General features: G+C 70.0%; 22 protein-coding genes. 14 read left to right on the top strand and 8 right to left on the bottom strand.

The features are described 5' to 3' along the window. Window positions 1-2 precede the first annotated feature (2 nt). The 10 genes from LTT66_RS04300 to holA all read left to right on the top strand — a co-directional run bounded on the left by LTT66_RS04300 (window position 3) and on the right by holA (window position 12,203). Window positions 3-1,964: a hypothetical protein gene (locus LTT66_RS04300; protein WP_233064000.1), complete on the top strand. Its 1,962-nt coding sequence runs from the start codon at window positions 3-5 to the stop codon at window positions 1,962-1,964. Window positions 1,965-2,061: 97 nt separating this feature from the next. Then, entirely contained in the window at window positions 2,062-2,703 is a 642-nt protein-coding gene (gene nadD, locus LTT66_RS04295) for a nicotinate-nucleotide adenylyltransferase (protein ID WP_233063998.1), read from the top strand. A 28-nt stretch (window positions 2,704-2,731) separates the two neighbouring features. Continuing rightward, complete coding sequence (gene rsfS / locus LTT66_RS04290; protein WP_043688699.1) at window positions 2,732-3,145, top strand: ribosome silencing factor; 414 nt, start codon at window positions 2,732-2,734, stop codon at window positions 3,143-3,145. Continuing rightward, window positions 3,139-3,801 carry a histidine phosphatase family protein gene (locus LTT66_RS04285; RefSeq protein WP_043688837.1) on the top strand — a complete coding sequence of 221 codons (663 nt, stop codon included), beginning with the start codon at window positions 3,139-3,141 and terminating at the stop codon, window positions 3,799-3,801. Before rsfS ends, LTT66_RS04285 begins: the two co-directional genes overlap by 7 nt. A gap of 517 nt (window positions 3,802-4,318) precedes the next feature. Next, on the top strand, window positions 4,319-5,059 hold the full coding sequence (gene octT / locus LTT66_RS37200; RefSeq protein ID WP_195065687.1) for a diglucosylglycerate octanoyltransferase: 741 nt from the start codon (window positions 4,319-4,321) through the stop codon (window positions 5,057-5,059). A 3-nt stretch (window positions 5,060-5,062) separates the two neighbouring features. Continuing rightward, window positions 5,063-5,905, top strand: coding sequence for a DegV family protein (locus LTT66_RS04275; protein WP_233063993.1), 843 nt, complete (start codon window positions 5,063-5,065; stop codon window positions 5,903-5,905). A gap of 83 nt (window positions 5,906-5,988) precedes the next feature. After that, window positions 5,989-6,474 carry a GNAT family N-acetyltransferase gene (locus LTT66_RS04270; protein ID WP_233063991.1) on the top strand — a complete coding sequence of 162 codons (486 nt, stop codon included), beginning with the start codon at window positions 5,989-5,991 and terminating at the stop codon, window positions 6,472-6,474. 829 nt (window positions 6,475-7,303) lie between these two features. Beyond that, on the top strand, window positions 7,304-8,194 hold the full coding sequence (locus tag LTT66_RS04265; protein ID WP_233063988.1) for a ComEA family DNA-binding protein: 891 nt from the start codon (window positions 7,304-7,306) through the stop codon (window positions 8,192-8,194). Continuing rightward, window positions 8,191-10,980: a ComEC/Rec2 family competence protein gene (locus LTT66_RS04260; protein ID WP_233063985.1), complete on the top strand. Its 2,790-nt coding sequence runs from the start codon at window positions 8,191-8,193 to the stop codon at window positions 10,978-10,980. The genes LTT66_RS04265 and LTT66_RS04260 overlap by 4 nt, the downstream gene beginning before the upstream one ends. 251 nt (window positions 10,981-11,231) lie before the next feature. After that, window positions 11,232-12,203, top strand: coding sequence for a DNA polymerase III subunit delta (gene holA / locus LTT66_RS04255; RefSeq protein ID WP_233063983.1), 972 nt, complete (start codon window positions 11,232-11,234; stop codon window positions 12,201-12,203). A gap of 104 nt (window positions 12,204-12,307) precedes the next feature. Here holA and LTT66_RS04250 read toward each other — a convergent pair whose 3' ends face one another. Together LTT66_RS04250 and LTT66_RS04245 are read right to left on the bottom strand one after the other, a co-directional pair. Then, window positions 12,308-12,769, bottom strand: a complete 462-nt coding sequence (locus LTT66_RS04250) for a VOC family protein (protein WP_233063981.1) — start codon at window positions 12,767-12,769, stop codon at window positions 12,308-12,310. Further along, window positions 12,766-13,356 (bottom strand): DinB family protein, encoded by a 591-nt coding sequence (locus tag LTT66_RS04245; RefSeq protein ID WP_233063979.1) that lies wholly within the window; start codon window positions 13,354-13,356, stop codon window positions 12,766-12,768. The genes LTT66_RS04250 and LTT66_RS04245 overlap by 4 nt, the downstream gene beginning before the upstream one ends. A 68-nt stretch (window positions 13,357-13,424) precedes the next feature. Between LTT66_RS04245 and LTT66_RS04240 the strand changes: the two genes are divergently transcribed. Beyond that, the gene (locus LTT66_RS04240; RefSeq protein WP_233068988.1) at window positions 13,425-14,417 is read left to right on the top strand and encodes a helix-turn-helix transcriptional regulator; all 993 of its coding nucleotides are present in this window, start codon (window positions 13,425-13,427) and stop codon (window positions 14,415-14,417) included. A gap of 153 nt (window positions 14,418-14,570) precedes the next feature. On the opposite strand, the gene LTT66_RS04235 is transcribed toward LTT66_RS04240, so the two are convergent. Continuing rightward, window positions 14,571-15,203, bottom strand: coding sequence for a maleylpyruvate isomerase family mycothiol-dependent enzyme (locus tag LTT66_RS04235; RefSeq protein ID WP_233063976.1), 633 nt, complete (start codon window positions 15,201-15,203; stop codon window positions 14,571-14,573). Window positions 15,204-15,393: 190 nt separating this feature from the next. After that, window positions 15,394-16,464 carry an aldo/keto reductase gene (locus LTT66_RS04230; RefSeq protein WP_233063975.1) on the bottom strand — a complete coding sequence of 357 codons (1,071 nt, stop codon included), beginning with the start codon at window positions 16,462-16,464 and terminating at the stop codon, window positions 15,394-15,396. Window positions 16,465-16,768: 304 nt separating this feature from the next. On the opposite strand from LTT66_RS04230, the gene LTT66_RS04225 reads away from it, so the two are divergent. Continuing rightward, window positions 16,769-17,581: a helix-turn-helix domain-containing protein gene (locus LTT66_RS04225; protein ID WP_195098176.1), complete on the top strand. Its 813-nt coding sequence runs from the start codon at window positions 16,769-16,771 to the stop codon at window positions 17,579-17,581. A 6-nt stretch (window positions 17,582-17,587) separates the two neighbouring features. Here LTT66_RS04225 and LTT66_RS04220 read toward each other — a convergent pair whose 3' ends face one another. Further along, on the bottom strand, window positions 17,588-17,833 hold the full coding sequence (locus LTT66_RS04220) for a hypothetical protein (RefSeq protein WP_181721318.1): 246 nt from the start codon (window positions 17,831-17,833) through the stop codon (window positions 17,588-17,590). 155 nt (window positions 17,834-17,988) lie between these two features. Next, window positions 17,989-18,249, bottom strand: a complete 261-nt coding sequence (gene rpsT / locus LTT66_RS04215; protein WP_043688709.1) for a 30S ribosomal protein S20 — start codon at window positions 18,247-18,249, stop codon at window positions 17,989-17,991. A 293-nt stretch (window positions 18,250-18,542) separates the two neighbouring features. On the opposite strand from rpsT, the gene LTT66_RS04210 reads away from it, so the two are divergent. Next, the gene (locus LTT66_RS04210; RefSeq protein WP_181721317.1) at window positions 18,543-19,331 is read left to right on the top strand and encodes an aquaporin; all 789 of its coding nucleotides are present in this window, start codon (window positions 18,543-18,545) and stop codon (window positions 19,329-19,331) included. 58 nt (window positions 19,332-19,389) lie between these two features. Here the strand turns inward: LTT66_RS04210 and LTT66_RS04205 are convergent, their stop codons facing one another. After that, a complete protein-coding gene (locus tag LTT66_RS04205) occupies window positions 19,390-19,794 on the bottom strand; it encodes a DUF5360 family protein (protein ID WP_233063974.1) in 405 nt (134 codons plus the stop codon). An 8-nt stretch (window positions 19,795-19,802) separates the two neighbouring features. Next, window positions 19,803-20,357, bottom strand: a complete 555-nt coding sequence (locus tag LTT66_RS04200; RefSeq protein WP_181721315.1) for a type II toxin-antitoxin system PemK/MazF family toxin — start codon at window positions 20,355-20,357, stop codon at window positions 19,803-19,805. A gap of 357 nt (window positions 20,358-20,714) precedes the next feature. Here LTT66_RS04200 and lepA point away from each other — a divergent pair, with 357 nt between their 5' ends. Further along, window positions 20,715-22,616 carry a translation elongation factor 4 gene (gene lepA, locus LTT66_RS04195; protein ID WP_408638744.1) on the top strand — a complete coding sequence of 634 codons (1,902 nt, stop codon included), beginning with the start codon at window positions 20,715-20,717 and terminating at the stop codon, window positions 22,614-22,616. Window positions 22,617-22,618 lie beyond the last annotated feature (2 nt).

Raw genomic sequence — 22,618 nt, 5'->3', positions numbered from 1 at the left:
GCATGGACGCCACCGAGATCGGCGCGACGCTGTCGCAGGTTTGCGGCCTGCCGCACGGCCGAACGCGGACCGAGCGTTTGGAAACCCTGGCAGCGGCCGCCAAAGCGGGCTCGGACCGCGCGCTCGAAGGCAGGGTGCTGCTGGAGCTGGCGAAGTCCTACACCTATGCGGGCGAACGCGATCTGGTGCCCGTCGCCTATGGCAGGTTGCTGCGCATCTACGACGATCACCCCGCCGAACTGGGATCGATGACGTATTCGGTGCACTGGTACCTGAAATGGATGACCTGGGGGATGATCGACAACCCGTCGATCCCGTTGGCCACGATCGACCGCTGGTTCGGCGAGCTGGAGAGCCGTTATCGGCAGCGCGGCTACAGTCTGCGCCCGGTGCTGGCGCTGCGCTCCGAACTCGCCCGCAAGATCGGTGACACCGCGGCGGCCGCCACGTGGCTGGCGGCGGCGATGGCCGCCGCACGCGACAGCATGTCCGACTGCGAGGCCTGTGAGCGCAGCGAATGGGGCGTGACGAGCGTGTACCTGGGCGAGGACGAAGCCGGGCTGGCGCACTGGCGACCGGTCCTCGACGGCGAGCGCACCTGCGCCGAAGAACCGCACCGCGTGCTGGCCGCGGCACTGCTCCCGATGGTGCGCACCGGTCGCGTCGCCGCCGCGCGCGGCGCACACCTGACCGGGTATCCCTTGGTCCGGCACACCGAGGACCTGCGTCCCTCGGTGGCGCTGCACGTGGAATTCTGCGCGCTGACCGGCAACGAGGCGCGCGGGTTGGAGATCCTCGCCGAACACGCGAGCTGGCTCACCGATCCCGGCGCCGACGCGGGCGCGCGGCTCGCGTTCGCGACCGGCGCGTGCGTGTTGTTGCGCAGGTTGGTCACGCTGCGGCTGGGCGAGCTTCCCCTGGCGGACGGGACGGTCGAATCGGTGCGCGCGGACCTCGAGGTCGAGATCGGCGCGCTGTGCGCGCGCTACGACGCCCGCAACGGCAACAGCGCGGTGAGTCTGCGCACCGCCGCGCGGCTCGCCGCCCCGCCACTGCTCGACCGGTTGCCGCTCGGTGTGCGCAGCGCCCTGCCCCGCACCGGAAGCGGTCCGGACGCGGTCGCGGCAGCCGACGACTTCTCCGGCGACCGGGCCGCGGAGGTGCGCAGGCTGTCCGAACTCGGCGCCGCTCGGCTGGCCGATATGCCCGAGGAGGCGGAAGCGTATCTGCGCGAAGCGCTGGCGCTCGGTACGCCGGTATTGACCGGCGAGGAAGCCGCCCGGCTGGGTGCGCAGCTGGTCATCGCCGTGGCCGGTCAGCCGGACCGCGAGCTCGATTTGGCCGACGCCGCGGTGCGCGCCGCCGCACGCTGGGAAGGGCTGTCCGAACCGGACGTGCTGCACCACACCGTGGTGGCCGCGCGCGCGTTCCATCGCGCCGAGCGCCACGGCGAGGCGGTCGCCCTGTTCGAGCAGGCATTGGTCAGCGGCGCCCTGCCGTATCCGTCCGGTGAACTGGCGGCGGTCCGCGCGCAGTTCGGCCGGTCCCTGCTCGCGCTGGACCGGCACCGCGAGGCCGCGCACCAGTTCCTCGAAGGGGCGCGGCTGGTCGAGCACGTTCCGGAGCGCACCGACCTGCACGCCGACCTCGCCTGGTCGGCCGCCACCGCGCTTGAGTACTGCGGGCAGGACCAGGAGGCGGTGGCGGCCTATCACCGGGCGGCCGAGCTGTCGGCCCGGCTGGGTGAGGTGGCGGCGCGGGCGCGCTGCCTGCGGTCGGCTGCCTGGCTCCAGGTGGCCGGTGGAGCCGATCCCGAGCGCTGGCTCCCGTCGATGCGGGCGCTGACCGCCGAATTGGCCGCGCTGGCCGACCGGTCGGCCGAGGCGGCCGAGGAGCTCGCGCACACCCGCGATCAGCTGGCCCGGATGCTGGAGATCGGCGGCGTCACGGAGACCAGCGCCTGAACCGGGCGGCCGGAGTGCGGGCGGGCGTCACCAGTTCGGCGCCCGCCTCGCTTACCGGCCCGTGCGGGCCGCACGCCACCCGTTAAGCTCGGCAGTCATGCACGAGAGAGGTCGGCGCGTCCGCAAGCTCGGTGTGATGGGCGGCACGTTTGACCCCATCCACCATGGGCACCTGGTCGCCGCCAGCGAGGTCGCCCACCGGTTCGACCTGGACGAAGTGATCTTCGTCCCGACCGGACAGCCGTGGCAGAAATCGCACGCGCAGGTCAGCCCGGCCGAGGATCGGTACCTGATGACCGTCATCGCGACCGCGTCCAATCCCCGGTTCTCGGTGAGCCGCGCGGACATCGACCGCGGCAAGGTCACCTACACCGTCGACACCCTGCGGGAGATGCGATCGCAGCATCCCGGCGCCGAGCTGTACTTCATCACCGGTGCGGACGCGTTGGCCAGCATCCTGACATGGCAGGATTGGGCGGAACTGTTCGAACTGGCGAAGTTCGTCGGGGTGAGCCGTCCGGGGTACGAGCTGAACACCGATCATCTCGCGGAGTATCTGCGGGATCTTCCGTCCGATGCGGTGACCATGATCGAGATCCCGGCACTGGCGATCTCGTCGAGCGAATGCCGTCGCCGCGCCGCCGAGAACCGGCCGGTGTGGTACCTCGTCCCCGACGGCGTGGTGCAGTACATATCGAAGCGGCACCTGTATGTGCCCGGAGCAGCGGAAGGTAGCTGAGCGTGAGCGAGCACAGCGAGGTGCGGGGATGACCGCGTCGGTCGAGTCGGTGGAGATCGCGCAGGTGGCCGCGCGGGCCGCCGACGAGAAGCTGGCCTCCGACGTGGTGGTGCTCGACGTGTCCGAGCAGCTGGTGATCACCGACTGCTTCGTGATCGCGTCCGCGCCGAACGAACGTCAGGTCAACGCCATCGTCGACAACGTCGAGGAGAAGCTGCGCGCGGCCGGGCACAAGCCGGTCCGGCGCGAGGGCACCCGCGAAGGCCGCTGGGCGCTGCTGGACTACGTCGACGTGGTCGTGCACATCCAGCACAACGACGAGCGCAATTTCTATGCGCTGGAACGGTTGTGGAAGGACTGCCCCGTCGTGCCGGTCGCGGGCATCACCGGGGCCGCGCCACAGACGCGCGCCGCGGCGACGGAGGACGAGGCGCGATCGTGAGCAGACACGCCGGCGTGCGCACCCTGATCCTGTTGCGCCACGGGCAAACCGAATGGAACGCCACCGACCGCATGCAGGGCCAGATCGACACCGATCTCACCGAACTCGGTCGCAGGCAGGCCAAAGAGGCCGCGCGCGAGCTGGTTTCGCGCAACGCCATCGCCATCCACTCCTCGGATCTGCGCCGGGCCTTCGACACCGCGACGGCGCTGGCCGAGCACACCGGGCTCACCGTCGTCCCCGACGTCAGGTTGCGGGAGACCAACCTCGGCGACTGGGAGGGCCTGACCCACCTGGAGGTCGACGCCGACTACCCGGGCGCGCGCATGGCATGGCGGCTGGACGCGAAGTACACCCCGCCCAACGGCGAGAGCAAGCTCGAGGTCGGCGCGCGGTCGCTGCCGGTGGTGCAGGAGTTGCTGGTCGGGCGGCAGGACTGGCCCGGCCGGACTATCATCCTGGTGGCGCACGGCGGGCTGATCGCCGCCCTCACGGCCGCGCTGCTCGACCTGCCGCCGCAGAACTGGCCCATCCTCGGAGGACTGGCCAACACCAGCTGGGTGCAGCTCAGCAGTCACGGCCCTAGCATCGAACAGCCCGGCTGGCGTCTGGATGTGTGGAACGCATTGGCGAAGGTAGCACCGGATGTCCTCTGAAGAGCCGATCAGATCGGTCCCGGACGAACTGTTCCGTAAGGTGTCGGCGAAAGCCGAGCGGCAGTTGCCGGACGCGTTGTTCGGCGGGCCGCCATCGTCTCCCCGCGAACCCGAGGCGTCCCCGGGCGCGGTCGCGGAATCCGGCGGGTCGTCCGACCCGGCCGAGGAATCCGACGCGGAGGACGACGGATCCGCCGAGGTCGCCGCGGACCTCGCCACCGAGGCGGAGCCGCAGGTCCATGTGGGTGGCGACACATCGCCGGTCGACACCGCGAACGACGCCCCGGGACCGATCGCCGACTCGGCGGAAGCGCTCGAAGAATCGGTTGCGGCGGACGGGTCCGTGGGAGATGAATCGGTTGCTACGGCGGCGGACGGGTCTTCAGCCGACGCGATCGCCGTATCGCCCGTGCCGCCCGACGCGGCAGTGGAGCCCGCCACAGTGACGACCGGACCTGTCGACTCCGGAGAAGCCGAACTCGCTCGAACCGAGTCGGTCGCCGCCGCTTCGGAATCCGTGGCGGGTGACGAGCCCGCCGGAACGGAGGAAGCCGTGCGCCCGGTGCTGCTGGTGATCGCCGACTCCCTCTCGTATTTCGGGCCCAAAGGCGGACTGCCCGCCGACGATCCGCGAATCTGGCCGAATCTGGTGGCAGCCGAACTCGATTGGGACGTCGAGCTGGTCGCACGGATCGGCTGGACCTGCCGCGACGCCTACTGGGCGCTGATCGGCGATCCCCGGGTGTGGGCGGCGGTGCCGCGCGCGGGCGCGGTGGTCTTCGCCGTCGGCGGCATGGACACGCTGCCCTCGCCGCTGCCGACCGCGCTGCGCGAACTGATCCGCTATGTGCGCCCGCCCGCCCTGCGCCGCGCGGTTCGCGCCACCTACACCTGGCTGCAGCCGAAGCTGTCGAAACTCGGCAGGCCCGTGGCGCTTCCGCCCAAGGTAAGCGTCGACTACCTGGAACAGTCCCGCACCGCGCTGGCGCAATTGCGCCCCGAGCTGCCCGTTGTCGCGGTGCTGCCGTCGGTGCACGACTGCGCGGCCTATGGTCGGGTGCACTCCGGGCGCCCGCGGGCGGTCGAGGCATTGCGCGCGTGGTCGGGGCGGACCTCGGTGCCGCTGGTCGACCTGGGTGAAGCGGTGCGCGACAACATCTTCTCCGGTGCGGCGAACCCGGACGGCATCCACTGGGGCTGGGACGGCCACACGGCGGTGGCCAACGCGATGGTCAAGACCCTGCAGGAGGTTCGGTAGTCCGTGGCAGTCGTGGTCGTCACCGATTCGTCCGCCGGTCTCCCTACCGAACACCTCGACGAACTGGATATCGCCGTCGTCCCGCTGCACGTCCTGGTCGGCGACCGGGCGATGCGGGAAGGCGTGGACCCCGTCGACATCGACTATGCCTCCGACACCGTGACTACCTCGGCCCCCTCGCCCGGGGAGTTGCGCGAGGTCTACGAGCAGGCGTGGGAACGCAGCGGCGGCGACGGCGTGGTCGCGGTGCATCTTTCCCGCCGGCTGTCCGGGACGTGGGAGGCCGGTCGCCAAGCCGTGCGGGACATGGACGCCGCCGACCGGGTCCGCCTGGTCGACTCGCTGGGAGCCGGGCTGGCCACCGGGCTGCCCGTGCTGGCAGCCGCGAGGCGGGCCAGGGCCGGGGCGCCGGTGGAGGTCGTCTACGACGCGGCGGTCGCCGCCTCGGCGCGCGCCCGCACGTTCATCCTGGTCAATCGCACCGAGCAGTTGCGCCGCGGTGGCAGGCTGTCGTCGGCGGCGACGTTCTTCGGCAGCGAGCTGGTCACCAAGCCGCTGCTGCACCTCGTCGAAGGGCGGCTGGAGCTGCGCGAGAAGGTCCGCACGCGGTCCAAGGCGTACGCGAAACTCGTTGCCGCGGCGGTCGACGCGGCCGGTGCGGACGGCGCCGCGGTGGCCGTGCAACACCTCGGAGCCGAGGACGCCGCCCATACCATCGCGGATCAGCTGCGTGAACTCGTTCCCGGCATCAGAGAACTCATCGTCGCCGAATTCGGGCCTGCGCTCGCGGTGCACCTCGGATTGGGAGCACTCGGCGTGCTCGTCGTCCCGGGTGGCTGCCACTGAGCGCTGCCGAACCGGCGCCGGGACAACAAATCTCGGTGATTCGAATGCGAGCGGGCCGCCGGACGCGTGGTTAGCGTCGGGGCATGAGTGTGTCGGGGCCGCCGGTTCGTCCGCCGCTGACCGTGACCTCGGTCGACTGGGAACATCCGGACGCGGTGACGTTGCGCGCGGAGATGGCTGCCGAGGTCGGTCCGCGCTACGCCGACCTGGCGCGGCAGCTGCCCACCAACCCGAACGCCGTCGATCCGGCCACCGTGCACAGCACCTTCGTGGCGTACTCGGACGGGCCGGTGGGCCACGCCGCGCTGCGGTGGAACGCGGCGGACCTCGAGGTGAAACGAATGTTCGTCCGCCCCGCGCACCGCGGCTCGGGCGCCGCGGCGTCGCTGCTCGCCGCCGCCGAAGATGCCGCCCGCACGGCCGGACGCCCCCGGTTGATCCTGCAAACCGGGCATCTGCAACCGGAAGCCGTACGGTTCTACGAACGCAGCGGCTACCAGCGGATCGCGATCTTCTCGCCGTATGAGGTTCTGCCGCTGTCGAACTGCTTCGCGAAAGATCTGGGCTGAGCCGATCTCCTGATCGTTGCTGAGCGGCAGTTCACCACCGCATGAGCGGTTGGCTACCTGCTGAACGCAGTGGTGCAGGCGGGCCGCGCCGCTCGAGGCTGGGCGTGACGGATCCACCATCCAGCGGGTCTGCTCGTGTCATACCCGATCTGGAGTCGGCCCTGTCTTTCGGGGCAGGTCCGGACGCTCAGACAAGGCTTCGGCGCGCCTAGTCCGGGAGGTCCCTATGCGAAGTCCACGGTGTGTTCGGCCGAGTCGCCGACCGGTCGAGGAAGAGTTGTGCACAGCGCCGCGGTTATCAACAGGCTCGTCGAAAGGCCTGGTCGGACCGAATTCTTCGCCGTGCAGCGGCACTATCGTCGCCGCCATGTCAGGACAGGACGAACGCGAGCGGGTACGACGGCGATTGGGTGAGCTGACCGTCCGGGTCGGCGCGAGCAGGACGGCCGGTGTGGGCACCGGGGCGGCAGAGCGCGGACCGTCCGGGAGGGAGGCGGCACGATCTCCGAGGAGCGAGTTCGGGCGACAGGCCGGGCAACCGGATAGGCCGCGGCTCGTGGATCCCGGCCGAGCCGTCATATCGCGTGAGGGGAAGTCGGCTCTGGTCGCAGGGCCATCCGTATCCGGCGAAAGTCCGTCGCGGTCGGCGGAATCCGGAGCGAAGACGAGCAGTACGCCGCGTGTCCTTCGACGCGCTACCGGGTCCGGAGAAGCAAAGCCCGCCTCCCGGAACGCCGAGACGGGGGTGAACATTCGTGCACCCGAATCCGAGGGCGAAGACGGCCGCCGATCGGCACGCGCAAGCGGCTTCGCCGACGACGCTGCGCAGGTGGGTGAACCACGGCCCGAGGACGGTTCGGGCGAAGCGGGAAAGTGGGAACTCTTGCGGCTGCCCGCCGCCCAGGCTCCCGGCCGGGAGGACGACGACGATGTCGGTCGGGTGCGGTCTCCTGGCTGGCTGGAGGAGCCGGGTCGGCGGCAACGCCTTGTGCCCGAACGGTTCCGGGGCATGCGGATCGATCCGGGCCGTCGTGGGGTGCGCACGCTGGCGTTGGCCGGGTTCGCCGCGATGGTGATCGCCGGGGTGATCGTGTTCCGCGAGCGCCCGATCGCCCACTCGGTGCCGCCGTTGGCGGTCCGGCAAACCGTTGCGCTGGAAACCCCCGGTGCGGCTGTGTCGGCGAGCGCGGCTGACGGTCGTGCAACTCCGCGGGAGCGTGTCGCCCCCGGCCCGCCGGTGACCGAACTGGTCGTCAGCGTGGTCGGCCTGGTTCAGCGCACCGGTCTGGTCCGGCTTCCGGAGGGCTCGCGCGTCGCCGACGCCCTCGCCGCGGCGGGCGGCCCGAGCGACGGCGCGGACACCAGTGGCCTGAATCTGGCCCAGCGATTGGCGGACGGCGACCAGGTGCTGGTCGGTCCGGCCGTGCCGAGCGCCGGTGCGCCGCAGCAGGGCAGCAGCACGATCGGTGCGGGCGGGCGTCCACCGTCCGGGTCCGCTGCCACCACGGGGCGTCCGTCGGCCCCGGCGGGCCGGGTCGACCTCAATACGGCCTCGGAGGCCGAACTCGATGCCCTTCCCGGTGTCGGGCCGGTCACCGCCCGCGCCATCGTCAGCTGGCGAACGAGCAACGGGCGCTTCACCTCCGTCGAGCAGCTCGGCGAGGTCGACGGCATCGGCCCGGCCCGGCTGGCCCGGTTGCGTGATCTGGTGCGGGTATGACCGCGGGCGGCTTGGTCGAGTCGGTTCGCCGGGCGCTGGGGTCGCGTGCGGGATTCTCGATGGGCGGCGGCGGGGCTGTCCGAGGTGCGGAGAAGGGCGGCGCCGAGCCTTTCCGGAGTTCGACAGAGGGCGTTGCGGCGGAGGAACCCGGCATCGCGCAGGTGCTGGACGCTCGTCTGCTACCCGCCGCGTTGTGCTGCTGGGGCGCGACCATTCTGGCGCTGACGGCGGGGTGGCGGGCCGGGGTGCTGTTGGCCGCCATGGCGACGATCTCGGCTATCGGATTGTGGGTGCTGCTGTTGTGCGCAATTGCGCACCGCCGAGAACGCAGGCGAGCGGTAGCGGTGGTGGCGCTCGCGGCCGTGGTGCTCGGTGTGGGGTTCGCGGCCGCGGCGGCATGGCGGGAACATCGAGTGGCGACGCACCCGCTCCGCGCGCTGACGGGGCAATCGCTGCGGGTGGTCGTCACCCCCAAGGACGACCCGAAGCCACTGCGCGCCACAGTTTCCGGGGCCGAGCGGCTATGGGTGGTACGGGCGGATCTGCGGGAGTACCGGCGCGGCGGCGGGACGGTACGAGCCGGTGGCGCGGTGGTCGTCCTGGCTACCGGACCGGAGTGGGCCGACCTCTCGCCGGGCAGGCCGGTCGAATTCCGGGCCCGGGTGGATCAGCCGCGCCGACCCGATCTCACCGTCGTGACGCTCCACGCGCAGGGAGCGCCCGGCGTCGCCGGGCCGCTGCCCGGGTGGCAGCGCGTCGCGAATTCGGTGCGCGCCGATTTCGCGGCGTCGGCCGCGCGGGCACTGCCGCCCGGCGCCGCAGGTCTGTTGCCCGCGCTCGTCGTCGGTGACACCTCCGCGCTGTCCGACGATGTGCGCGACGACTTCGAGGTCGCCGGGCTGCAACACCTGACCGTGGTGAGCGGGGCGAATTTCACCATCCTGCTGTCGGTCGTGCTGTTTCTGGTGCGGCTGCTGACGCTCGGTCCGCGCGCCGCCGCGGCCGTCGCCGCCGCGGCGCTGCTCATGTTCGTCGTCGTCGCTCGGCCGGACCCGAGTGTGCTGCGCGCCGGTGCGATGGGCGCGATCACCCTGCTGGCCGTGCTCACCGGTCGCCGGAAACAGGCGCTACCCGCGCTGTGCGCGGCGATCATCGCGCTGCTGGCCCTGTGGCCCGGACTCGCCGTCGACGCGGGATTCGCGCTGTCGGTCGTCGCGACGGGCGGCCTGATCCTGCTGGCGCCGAGCTGGGCCGACTGGTTGCGGGCCAGAGGATGGTGGCGCATGCCCGCGGAGATAGTCGCGGTGTCCGCGGGGGCGTTCGTGGTCACCACTCCGATCATGATCGCGCTCACCGGGCGGCTCAGTCTGGTCGCGGTGCTCGCGAATGTGCTCGTGGCCCCGGTCGTCGCCCCGATCACCGTCATCGGAGCCGGCGGTGCGGTGCTGGCGTGTCTGTGGGCACCGCTGGCCGACTTGGCGCTGCGCTGCGCGGCACCACCGCTGTGGTGGTTGCTCCGGGTGGCCGGATACGCGGCCGCGGTGCCCGGCGCGTCCGTCGCGGTCCCGGGTGGTCTGGCGGGCGGGCTGGTCGCCGGCGTCCTGGTGGTGGTCACGATCGCGGCGTTGCGGGTACGAGCCGTGCGACGCATCGCCGCGGCGGTAGCGCTCGGTGCCGCGGCGGTACTGGTCCCGGTGCGACTCTGGCACCCGGGTTGGCCGCCGGACGGCTGGGTCCTCGCCGCGTGCGACGTGGGCCAAGGCGACGGCCTCGCCTTGGCGGTCGGCCCCGGCGCCGCCGTCGTCATCGACGTAGGACCCGACCCGCGCCCGATGCGCACCTGTTTGGACCGGCTGCGTATCTCACGCGTCCCGCTGCTGATCCTCACCCATCCGCACGCCGACCACATCGGGGGACTCACCGGCGCACTGCACGGCCGCGCGGTCGACGCGATAGCCGTCGGCATCCACGAACTCGACGGGCTTGCGGCGCCTGTCCGGCCAGAGCACGCGCGGCCGTCTCCCGCGGCAGACGGCGGCTGCGGTTCCGCGCCGGCCGCGGATGCCGACGGGCACGCCGATGCCGGGAAGGGGCACGCGCTGATCACCCGCGCCGATCCTCTGATCGGTTCGCCAGGATCACAGGGGGTGTCGGCAGACAGCCGTATTCGCCTTGTGCGCCCACCCAACCGGGTTCGAACAAGCTGCGGCGCAGCCGAACCGGAGAGCGAACAGGCCGCAGGGTCGTTCGGCGACGCGCGCGTCCCGGTCTCTGGGCCGGCTCGAATCGTGGCCGTCGCCAAGAGGGCGCAAGTGCCGCTGCTGGAATTGTCGGCCGGACACGTCCTGAGTTTCGGCTCGGTCGAACTCGAGGTGCTCGCGCCGTCCAGGAACGGGCCGCGGCCGGTCCGGGGAGCCGAAACCGAAAACGCCAACGACCGCTCGATCGTCGTCACCGCCCGCACGACCGCAGGCCGGATTCTGCTCACCGGTGACATCGAGGCCGACGGCCAGCGAGCGCTCATGCGCGCCGGAATCCCCATCCAGGCCGACGTCCTCAAACTGCCGCACCACGGATCACGCACCACCACCAGAGAATTCCTCGACGCGGTGCGTCCTCGCCTGGTGCTGGTCAGCGTGGGCATCGGCAATACGTTCGGACATCCCCACCCTGCCGTTCTCGCAGACCTGTCCGCTCTCGGTGCGACGGTGGCCCGGACGGATCGGCGAGGCGATATCACGGTCATCGGTGGCGGGCCACAACTGCGCGTGACGAGTTCACGGTGACCGCGGTTCAGGACTGCTCCGCGGATCCGGTCGCCGTGCCGATCATTTCGTTTGCCGCACGCGGATCTTCACCAGAGCGGTCGGCAGGTGCTCGTGTTGGGCCGGTCTCATATATTGATCCGCACGTGCTCGGTGGTCGCGGTAGGTGTCGGTCCGGGACCGTAGGATCGGCCTGTGGACGAGCGCGATGAGTGGAGCAATGCGGCAGAGCCTTCGGGCGCGACGCCCTCCGGCATCGAGGAGACGCTGTCGTGAGCGAGCGTCCGGCGCCGGTGCACTTGGTACTGGGGGAAGAAGATCTGCTGATCGAGCGGGCGCTGGCGGCGCTGACCGCGCAGGTGCGGGCGTTGGCGCCGGATCCGGACGCCGTGCCGGTCGATCGCTTGCGCGCGGGCGACGCGAGCACCGCCGAGCTGGCGGAGTTGCTGAGCCCGTCACTGTTCGCCGAGGACCGCGTGATCATCCTCGACTCTGCTGCCGAGGCGGGCAAAGACGCGGTCGTGGTGATCACCGAGGCGGCGCAGAGCCCGCCCGAGGGAGTGGTGCTGGTCGTTCTGCACTCCGGCGGCGGACGGGCCAAAGCGCTGGCACCCGCCTTGCAGAAAGCCGGGGCGGTCACCCACGAGTGCGCCAAACTGACCAAGGCCGCCGAGCGCGTCGAGTTCGTGCGCGGTGAGTTCCGCACCGCCGGAGTGCGGGTGTCCGGCGAGGTCGTCCAGGTGGTGCTGGAGGCGGTGGGCTCGGACCTGCGTGAGCTGGCCGCGGCATGCGGGCAGCTGGCCGCCGACACCGGCGGCAAGATCGACGTGGCGGCCGTGCGCCGGTACTACTCGGGCAAGGCCGAGGTCTCCGGGTTCGACGTCGCCGAGCTCGCGGTGGCGGGGGATCGGCCCGGCGCGATGGAGGCGCTGCGCTGGGCGAACGACCGGGGCGTTCCGCACGTCTTGCTCGCCGACGCGCTCGCCGACTCGGTGCACACCATCGCGCGCGTCGGCTCGGCCGGGCGCGGCGACCCGTTCAAGCTGGCCCAGCAGCTCGGCATGCCGCCGTGGAAGGTGAAGAAGGCGCAGGCACAGGCCCGCAGCTGGACCCCGGCGACCATCGGCTCCGCCCTCCAAGTGGTCGCGAGCCTCAACGCCGACGTGAAGGGCGGCGCCGCCGACGCCGGTTACGCGCTGGAACACGCCCTCACCCAGATCCTGGACCTGCACGGCGCGGGCTGAGCACCGATCTCGTCGGTCCGCGCCGACCTGCCCGCTTCGTAGAACGGGTCGTCGAGCCACCGGGCGCCCGCGTGCGAAGGTTTTCTCCTTGGGTGACCGCGTGGTCAGTCCAAACAGAACTCATTGCCCTCGGGGTCGGTCATCACGATATGGCCGGCGTCCAGAGGGGGCGCGGGCTCATGGCGGCGTACCCGTGTCGCTCCCAGCCCGACGAGCCGAGCGCACTCGGCCTCCAGTGCCGCCATCCGTTCTTCTCCCTGTAGCCCGGGAGCCGCCCTGACGTCGAGGTGGACGCGGTTCTTGGCGACTTTGTCCTCCGGTACCTGCTGGAAGAACAGTCGTGGGCCATGTCCGTCCGGGTCCTCGATGGCCGATCTGGTGTTGCGCTGCTCGGGCGGTACGCCGACACGGGCGAGGAACTCCTCCCACGCGGCCAGCGGGTCGGCGTCGGCGGGCAGGTCGACGCCAGGTGGGCCTGGATGGACGTAGCCCAGTGCGTCGCGCCAGAAGGTCGACAGTGCTCGCGGGTCGTGGGCGTCGAAGGTGATCTGGATCTGACGGCTCATCGGGTTGCTCTTCCGTTCGTGGCGAGTCGGGTGTGCAGGTAGAGATCGCGCAGCAGGCAGACCTCGGACAGGTGGTGGATCAGTTCGCGGTGAATGTGGAGCACCAAGTCGGCCATGGGCGATTCGGGAAAGGGTTCCTTCGCGCCGATCGGCGCCCGTAGCCCGGCGTCGCCGAGGCCGCGCACGCCGGTCAGCCAGATATCGAGTTGGTTCTCCAGCTGGTCGAGTGCGGCGGCCGCGCTGCCGGCGTATTCCCAGGTCTCGTACGACGCGGCGGGCGCCCCGAAGTGCGCGGCGTTGCGCGCGGCGAGCACGCCGACGATGACGTGACCGAGTCGCCAGGCGATCGTGGTGAACGCCGCGGGGACCGGATGCGGGAAGACGTAGTCGATCGTGAAGTCTCCGGAGCCGATCGGCACGGGTGCGGTCGAGTCGCCGCGCGGCCGGACGCTCCAGGCGTCCGGCACCGGTGACCAGAAGTACTCGTCGTCGGTGAGACCGTCCAGCCGCGAGCGGAGCTGATGGTTCCAGTGGTGCTCCCACTGCTCGCGCAATGTCCGGTTCCAGTCGAGTTCGTCTGTGCCCATGGCGCTAGCCTGGCACCCCTAGCGGACAGAATCGGTCCGCTATCTCCGGCACGCTGGGCGAGGTGAACATGGCAGGCGGTGACGAACGGGGTACGACCGAGCGAGTGCTCACTCTGCTCGGGCTGTTACAGCAGCGCCAGGTCTGGACCGGCCCCGAACTCGCCGACCGGCTCGGGGTCACGCCGCGCACGATCCGGCGCGATGTCGAGCGGCTACGCACGCTCGGCTATCCGGTGCAGGCCAGCAATGGCGTCGGCGGTGGCTACCAGCTCGGGCCGGGGCAAGACCTGCCACCGCTGCTGCTCGACGACGAGGAAGCGATCGCCACCGCGGTCGCACTGCTCGTCGGCGCGGGTGGCGCGATCACCGGTGCCGGTGACGCCGCGCTGCGGGCGCTGACCAAACTCGACCGGGTGCTGCCCACCCGCCTGCGGCACGAGGTGCGCGCGCTGGCCGACTCGGTGGAGTCTTTCGGCACAGGCCACGCGCCGGTCGACCCGGAGGCGCTCATGGTGCTGGCCAGAGCTTGTCGCGACGAGGTCGAGGCCGGCTTCGACTACCCGTCCGGGAGCCGGACACGGCGGCGGGTCGAGCCCTATCGCCTGGTCGCCTCCGACCGGCGCTGGTACCTGCTCGCCTACGACCTCGATCGCGACGACTGGCGCACCTTCCGTGTCGACCGAATGACCGATGTGGCCGCTCGGACCTGGCATTTCCGTCCGCGTGCCGCGCCCGACGCGGCGACCTACGTCCAAGAGGGTGTGGCGTGCCGGGTCTATCCGCACCACGCACGCTTTCTCGTGCACGCGTCGGCCGACACCGTGCGCAGGCAGATTCCGGCGTCTGCCGCCGTCGTACGTCCGCGAGACAACGAGCGCTGCGAAGTGCTCAGCGGCGCCGACAACAGCCTCGACGTCGTGCTCGCGCACGTGCTGCTGCTCGGGCACAACTTCGAGGTGCTCGACCCTCCGGAGCTCGCGGCACGCTGTCACACCTTGGCGGAGCGACTGCGGACGGCCGGGGCGACGCTGTCACCGATGCCGCAGGCAGAGGGTTCGTGAGCTCCCGGCATCGCCGGAACTTCCTGGACAGACCCTCAGCGTACGGTGGATCCGAAATAGGCAGAGCGTGCTCCTGGAGAAGGCGCCGCTCGGGCGGAGCCGAAAGATGCTGTGCGCCATCGCGTGCGGCCACGGCTCGGTGCGAGCGCTGGACTACAGCGCCTGCGCGAGTCGTTGGACACCTGTCCCGGTCACCCCCGCGAGCCCGGCCGCCCGACCGGTCGCCAGGAGCAACAGATCGCTCAGGGGTCCGTGGATCTCCTCCGGCCCGCTACCGGCCGACCACTCCGCATCGGTGGCCACCACACGCACGCCGCGCAGACGCTTCTTGCTGCCGTAGAAGGGGCTCCGCAGCACGTGCTCCAGCGCGACGACGGCCTGTTCGGCGGGCATATCGCGCCGCCTCCCGAGCGGCCGGGCGATATCCTGCCCGTGGATCATGGTGTCCACCAGGGGATCCAGTGGCCCGGCGCCTGGCGCTCGCCGACTCCATCCGGCGCCTTCGCGCAGCTGCGCGATCAACTCTGCGGGTGTGTAGCGGCTCGCGCGATCGCGCGCCATCCGCTCGGTCATCCGGTTCCAGTCGCCTCGTGCCCGGACGACTCCGGCGATGGTCGCCCCGAGAGTCACCCGATTGGACAGGGTGAGGTGGGCCGAGACGTCGTGCACGGTCCAGCCGGGACACAGTGAGTCGGCCGCCCACTCGTGGTCGTCCAGGTCGTCGAGGAAGTCGGCGACCCCGAGACGTTCGGCGCGCGTCCACATCATGATCTTGTCCAGGTCCATCGTCGCCCTCCGCGGTCGGCGCTGTCACCGATACGGACGAAGTGACGAGCCGGAATTCATCGGATCGTGGTTCTCGTCACGACGTTCGAACCACTGCCGCGGTGCTACCCGGCATCCACAGCGCACGACCGACCTCGGGCAGCGCATGCGGCGGTAGGAGATCGACTCGCACCGCCGCACGGAGCGACGATCAGACGCGCCCTTCGATCTTCAGGTCGCCGAAGGTGACGCTCTGGGTCATCGGGCGGTTCAGGAACTCGTGCGGGAAGCCGAGATCCACCGCGCTGGCCCGCTCGAGCCGGGCGAGCTGGTCCGCGTCGAACTCCACGTCCAGCGCGCCGAGGTTGTCCTCCAGCTGCGCCGCAGTGCGCGCGCCGATGATCGGCGAGGTGACCGCGGGGTCGCGCAGCGTCCAAGCCAGCGCGACTTGTGATGGCGTCCGGCCGATTTCGTTGGCGACCTGCTTGACCACCTCGGCGATGGCGAGACCGCGTTCGGTGAGCGAGCCGTTCGCGGCGGCTACGTTCTTGCGGCTGCCCTCTGGCGAGCCTTCCGCCTCGTGGGCGAGATCGGCGGGGCCGTACTTGCCGGTGAGCACCCCGCTGGCCAGCGGAGACCACGGGATCACGCCGAGGCCCAGTTCGCGCGCCATCGGAATGAGATCGCGTTCGACGGTCCGCTCGATCAGGCTGTACTCGATCTGCAGCGCGATCAGCGGTGACCAGCCGCGCAGGTCGGCGATGGTTTGCATGCGGGCGACCTGCCAGGCCGGGGCGTCGGAGATGCCGAGGTAGAGCACCTTGCCCGAGCGCACCAAATCGTCCATCCCGCGCAGGATTTCCTCGACGGGGGTCAGGAAATCCCAGGCGTGCAGGTAGAGCAGGTCGATGTAGTCGGTGTTCAGCCTGCGCAAGCTGGCCTCGACCGAACCGATCATGCTCTTGCGGTGGTTGCCACCGGAATTCGGGTCGCCCGGGCGGCGCAGCATGGTGTATTTGGTGGCCAGCACCAGGCTTTCACGACTGTCCGCGGTGAATTCGCCGAGCAGTTGCTCGGAGGTGCCGTTGGTGTACTGATTGGCCGTGTCGATGAAGTTGCCACCCCGCTCGACGTAGGTGTCGAAGATCTTGCGGGCTTCGTCCCGGTCCGCGCCCCAGCCCCAATCGGCGCCGAAGGTCATGGTTCCCAGGGACAGTGGAGACACCCGAAGGCCCGAGCGGCCGAGCAGCCGGTAGGTGTCGAGGGTGCGGGCTCCGGACATGTCCAGCTCCTTGTGTTTCGCGATGCCGTGTTGTCGATACACAGTCTTCAGCGGCGCACGAGCCCCAGTAAGGGAAGCTTCTTCCTGGGAAAGCCAGTCCTAGGCAGCCGTAGGATCGGCGGTGATGACTGGCACGGTGAATTCGGCACAGCGCCGCGAGCTCAGGCCCGGAGGCGGTAGTGCGCGTGACCACGCAGGGCCCGGGAGCGGCGCGGATTCAACACAGCGCCGCGAGCTCAGGCCCGGAGGCGGTAGCGCGCGTGACTACGCGGGGCCCGGGAGCGGCGCGGACCGAGTGCAGGAGATGGGCGCGTTCCTGCGGGCCCGCCGGGAGCGGCTGACGCCGGACGATCTCGGATTGCCGCAACGCAGGCAGACGCGCCGGACACCGGGGCTGCGGCGGGAAGAGGTCGCCGAGCTGGCAGGCGTGAGCACCGATTACATCGTGCGGCTGGAGCAGGGCCGGGGGCTGCGGCCCTCGGTGGAGGTATTGCACGCGCTGTCGCGGGCGTTGCGCCTGAACGACGACGAGCGCGCCTATCTGTTCGATCTGGCGCGTCAGCGGCAGCCGGACCACGGCAAGCCGAGCACGGTGCCCGCGGCCGCGCTGGCGATGCTGGTGTGCGATCTGTCGCCGCTGCCCGCGATGCTGGTGAACCACCGCTACGACATCCTGGCCTGGAACCGGGAGATGGCGGCGTTGATCACCGACTTCGGCGCCCTGCCGGAGCGGCAGCGCAACTCCATGTGGTTGTGCCTGCTGGACCCGGGCATGCGGGATTTCTACGTCGAGCGTGAGCGCATCATCCGGGAGGGCATCGCGGATCTGCGCGCAGCGTGGGCCGCGCACCCCGACGACCGGGCGCTGGCCGACCTGATCGCCGAGTTCACCGCCTCCAGCGCCGAGTTCCAGCAGGCCTGGGCCCGCCACGACGTACGGGTACAGGGGCGGGGAAACAAACCGTTGCGGCACCCGGTGGTGGGTCCGCTGGTCGTCAGCTACGAGGTGCTGATGCCCGTGCAGGACCCCGACCAGCGGATCATCATCTACCGCGCCGCAAACGCGGATTCCCAGGCGGCGCTCGACCGGCTCGTGGCCGGTCTGGATGCGCCGTGACCAGGGCTATTCCGCGGAACTCAGCAGCAGTTCCCCGTCGTCGTCCGCGTCCTCGTAGCGGCCTTCCCACTCCTCATAGGGGGGCACGTCCTCGTCCCGCGTGACGATCCACTCCAACGAGTAACCGCCGTCGTCGTCGGGAACCAGCACATTCTCGATCTTCAGTCCGAATCCGAGCACCTCGGCCGCGCGGATCACGTCCGGCAGATCCTCGGCGCGAACGACCGTCTGATTGGCATACACGGTTACCATGCGCCGAATGGTAGCTGGAACCTCTGACACGGCGCGGGTCGAATCCCGAAACCCTGTGGCGAAGGCGCGCCGGGCACGACAAAAACCGCCGTGGTCATCGGGGCCACGGCGGCTGCGTCACAGCGGGGCGGTACCGACGTGCGGTACCGGGTAGATCAGAGCTTGTTGAAGGCCAGCGACAGAGCCGACTTCTTGTTGGCGGCCTGGTTGGCGTGGATGACGCCCTTCGAGGCGGCCTTGTCCAGCTTGCGGCTGGCGAACTGCAGGCGCTCGGCGGCGGCGTCCTTGTCGCCGGTGGCCGCGGCCTCGCGGAAGCTGCGGATCGCGGTGCGCAGAGCGGACTTGACCGACTGGTTGCGCTTGCGCGCTTCCTCGTTGGTGCGGATCCGCTTGAGCTGGGACTTGATGTTGGCCACGCCGGTTCCTCGTGTTCCTGTCTGGTTGGTCTGCCCTGGGAAAAGTTTGTCGAGCGCGCGACACACCCGGAGTGAACGGGTAACGCAGCGCCGAAGATCGAGGGTACCAGCCGCGGTCCGGCGCACGAAATCGACACCGGACCGGCGGCGGCGCGACCCACCTCGAAGTCGTTGTAGAGCGCACCCGACTCGCGTAGCGTCCTGTCCAGCAACCGTTGCTGTCGAGCGGCTCTGTTGTCGAAGCGGTACCACGACTCGTCCGAGCACATGTCTGGAACGCGGAAGGTGGACAGATGTCTCCTACGGCCCAGGAAGTTGTCGAAGAGGCTGTCGAGAACAAACCGATTCCCGAGAGCAAAAAATGGGGCGCCGAGGCGCTCGGGACCTTCGTCCTGGTGATCGGTGGCGTCGGCACCGCGGTGCTGGCGGGGGAGAAGGTCGGTCCGCTGGGCGTCGCACTCGGCTTCGGTCTGTCGCTGATGTTCCTCGTCTACTCGATCGGGCCCATCTCGGGCTGCCACGTCAACCCGGCGGTGACCGTGGGGCATCTGCTGCTCGGCCGGCTCAGTGCCGTGTCCGCGGCGGGCTACGTGATCGCGCAACTGATCGGCGGGCTTCTGGCTGGTCTGGTCCTGTTCGCACTGGCCAAGAACTTGCCGTCGTACGACCGGTCGGTGGACGGGCTCGGCGCGAACGGGTGGGGCAAGCACAGCCCGGCGGCGATCCGGGGGCCGCTCGGCGAGGTGGTCGTGCAGAACGGGTTCGGGATGGCCGCGATGATCATCGTCGAGGTGATGCTGACCGCACTGCTGGTCTTCGTGGTGCTGTCCTCGACCGACCAGATCTCCGACGTGCCGCTGGCCGGTCTGTCCATCGGCGTGACGCTGGCGGTGATCCACCTGGTGTCGATTCCGGTGGACAACACCTCGGTCAACCCCGCCCGCAGTCTCGCCGTGGCGCCCTACCAGGACGGGGCGATGGGGCAGGTCTGGGCGTTCATCGTGTTCCCGCTGATCGGCGGCGCGCTCGGCGCGTTGCTGTACGGCCTGCTCTACGGCCGTTCCCGCGAAATGATCTCCTGACGCGCGGCGCGTCGTTCCGGCCCCGGTCGCCTGGCCGGGGCCGGAACGCTCTGCCCGGTCAGCTCGCCGTACGCTCCTGCGGCCCGGCGCATACCAGGGTCACCAGCGCCGGGATGGGGAACAGCAGCAGAAAGAGGTTGGGCACCCACCACAGCGGGCTGAAATCGCCGCGCAGCGTCCAGAACGCGATGGCCTGTAACCCGGCCACGCTGGTCAGCGTCAGCGATACCGTCATCAGGGTGCGCCAGCCGGGTGTGCGGCACAGGCTTGCCAAGCCCGTGACGCTCGCGGCCAGGTCCAGCACGACGAACGAGTAGTTCCAGTCGCTGAGAATCGGATCGGTGTAGTCCTTGTACGCCCACTCGGGCGGGATCACCTGAGCGAACGCGATCGTCCAATAGAGCAGGAAACCGACGTCGGTGATCAGCATGGCGATCTTGGTCGGTCCGAGTACGCGTGCCATGGCGGAGGTCAGTGCCAGGAGTATTCGGCGCAGAGCCGGTGGGCGACCAGGTCGAACGTCTTGCGCGCCAGGATCGCGCCCTCGCGGCGGATCCCCGCTTCCGGTACGTCGAGCACCCGATCGAGCCGCACCCAGCTCGGGCGGCCGTCGTGATCCCACGCCCCACTGCCGATGCCGATCCAATTGCGGTCGAATGCGCGTTCCGGATTCGACGACAGCATCAGACCCAGCAGCGTGCGGCGGTCGCGCCCGACCACCAGCACGGGCCGGTCCTTGCCGTTGCTCGGGTCCTCTTCGAACGGCACCCAGGTCCAGACGATCTCACCGGGGTCGGCGCGGCCGTCCAACTGCGGGGAGTAGACGATCTGCCGCGCCCGCTCGGCGGTGGGGACCGGAATCGACGCGGCGGGCCGCACGGAGACCGCGCCGGGCGCGCGCCGCTGAGCCAGCGACCCCACCAGCCGGTCGACCAGCCTCGGGCCCTGCTGCTTGACGATCTTGGGACCCTGCTGCTTGGCGATGAGACCGATCTGCTTGCCGAGGGAGTTCCAACTTCGGGGCATCCCTGGAGAATAACGGCGCTCCCGCCGCTTCTCACCTGCCCGGGATCCGTTGTGTCGCCGGGCGCATTCACGACGCGAGCAGGCCGTGAGGTCGGACGCACGCGCCCATCCTGTACCGACCAGACAAATCCCACTCGTGCCACGCCGGCCGGTACACGACGAGCCCGCCGCCCGACCACCCTCTCGGCCCGCCGGGTGCGAGTCTTACGAGCACCGTTCGCGGCCCGTCTCGCGGCCGAGTGACCGAAGCGCATGCGCCGTAGGCGCGAGTCTCGGTCGCTCGGACGCGAGACTTCTCGGGGCCGCGAACACGCAGCGCCGCAGGCGCTGCAAAAACCAACACAGCATCATGGGACGATGGAGGGCAGTTTGCCGATACCCATGAGGAGTGGAGTGCCCGCCAGCTTCGCCGACACCACGTTCACCGATCCCGCCCGGATCCGGAACTTCTGCATCATCGCGCACATCGACCACGGCAAGTCGACGCTGGCCGACCGGATGCTGCAACTGACCGGTGTGGTCGAGGAGCGGCAGATGCGCGCGCAGTATCTGGACCGGATGGATATCGAGCGCGAACGCGGCATCACCATCAAGGCCCAGAACGTGCGGCTGCCCTGGAAGCCGCGAACGGGGGAGCACGCGGGCACCGATTTCGTACTGCACCTCATCGATACGCCCGGCCACGTGGACTTCACCTACGAGGTGTCCCGCGCGCTGGAGGCGTGTGAGGGCGCGATCCTCCTGGTCGACGCCGCGCAGGGCATCGAGGCGCAGACGCTGGCCAACCTGTACCTGGCGCTGGACAAGGATCTGACGATCATCCCGGTGCTGAACAAGATCGACCTGCCCGCCGCGGACCCGGAGCGTTACGCCGCCGAACTGGCGCACATCGTCGGCTGCGAGCCGTCGGACGTGCTGCGCGTCTCCGGCAAGACCGGCGAGGGCGTGACCGAGCTGCTCGACCAGGTGATCGCCCAGGTGCCGCCGCCGGTCGGGGACGCCGACGCGCCCGCCCGCGCGATGATCTTCGACTCGGTCTACGACACCTACCGTGGCGTGGTCACCTATGTCCGCGTGGTGGACGGCAAGCTGACCCCGCGCGAGAAGATCAAGATGATGTCCACCGGCGCGACTCACGAGCTGCTGGAGATCGGCATCGTCTCGCCGGAGCCCAAGCCCACCCAGGGTCTCGGCGTCGGCGAGGTCGGCTACCTGATCACCGGCGTGAAGGACGTGCGCCAGTCCAAGGTCGGCGACACCGTGACCAGTGCTCGCGGCGGCGCGTCCGAACCGCTCACCGGATATCGCGAGCCCCGTCCGATGGTGTACTCCGGCCTGTACCCGGTAGACGGCTCCGACTACCCGGACCTGCGCGACGCGTTGGAGAAATTGCAACTCAACGACGCCGCCCTGACCTACACGCCGGAGACCTCGGTGGCGCTCGGTTTCGGCTTCCGCTGCGGCTTCCTCGGCCTGCTGCACATGGAGATCACGCGCGAGCGCCTGCAGCGCGAGTTCGACCTCGACCTGATCTCGACCGCGCCGAACGTGGTGTACCGGGTGGAGATGGAGGACGGCGCCGAGCACGTGGTCACCAACCCCTCGTACTGGCCGGAAGGCAAGGTCCGCAACGTCTACGAGCCGGTGGTGAAGTGCACCATCATCTCGCCGAGCGAATTCATCGGCTCGATCATGGAGCTGTGCCAGTCGCGCCGCGGCGAGCTCGGCGGCATGGACTACCTGTCCGAGACCCGCGTCGAGCTGCGGTACACGATGCCGATGGCGGAGATCATCTTCGACTTCTTCGACTCGCTGAAGTCGCGTACCCGCGGCTACGCGAGCCTCGACTACGAGGAGTCGGGGGAGCAGGAGTCGCAGCTGGTGAAGGTGGACATCCTGTTGCAGGGCGAGGCGGTGGACGCGTTCAGCGCGATCGTGCATCGCGACGCCGCGCAGGCCTACGGCCACAAGATGACCACCAAGCTGCGCGAGCTGATCCCGCGCCAGCAGTTCGAGGTGCCGATCCAGGCGGCGATCGGCTCGAAGATCATCGCGCGCGAGAACATCCGCGCCATCCGCAAGGACGTGCTGGCCAAGTGCTACGGCGGTGATATCAGCCGCAAGCGCAAGTTGCTGGAGAAGCAGAAGGAAGGCAAGAAGCGGATGAAGACGATCGGCCGCGTCGACGTCCCGCAGGAAGCCTTCGTCGCGGCGCTGTCCTCGGACGCCGCTTCGGACAAGCCGAAAGAAAAGAAGTAGGC

The organism is Nocardia gipuzkoensis (genome assembly GCF_021183645.1).
Classification (GTDB): Bacteria; Actinomycetota; Actinomycetes; order Mycobacteriales; family Mycobacteriaceae; genus Nocardia; species Nocardia abscessus.
This window is presented reverse-complemented; position numbering and strand designations above follow the sequence as displayed.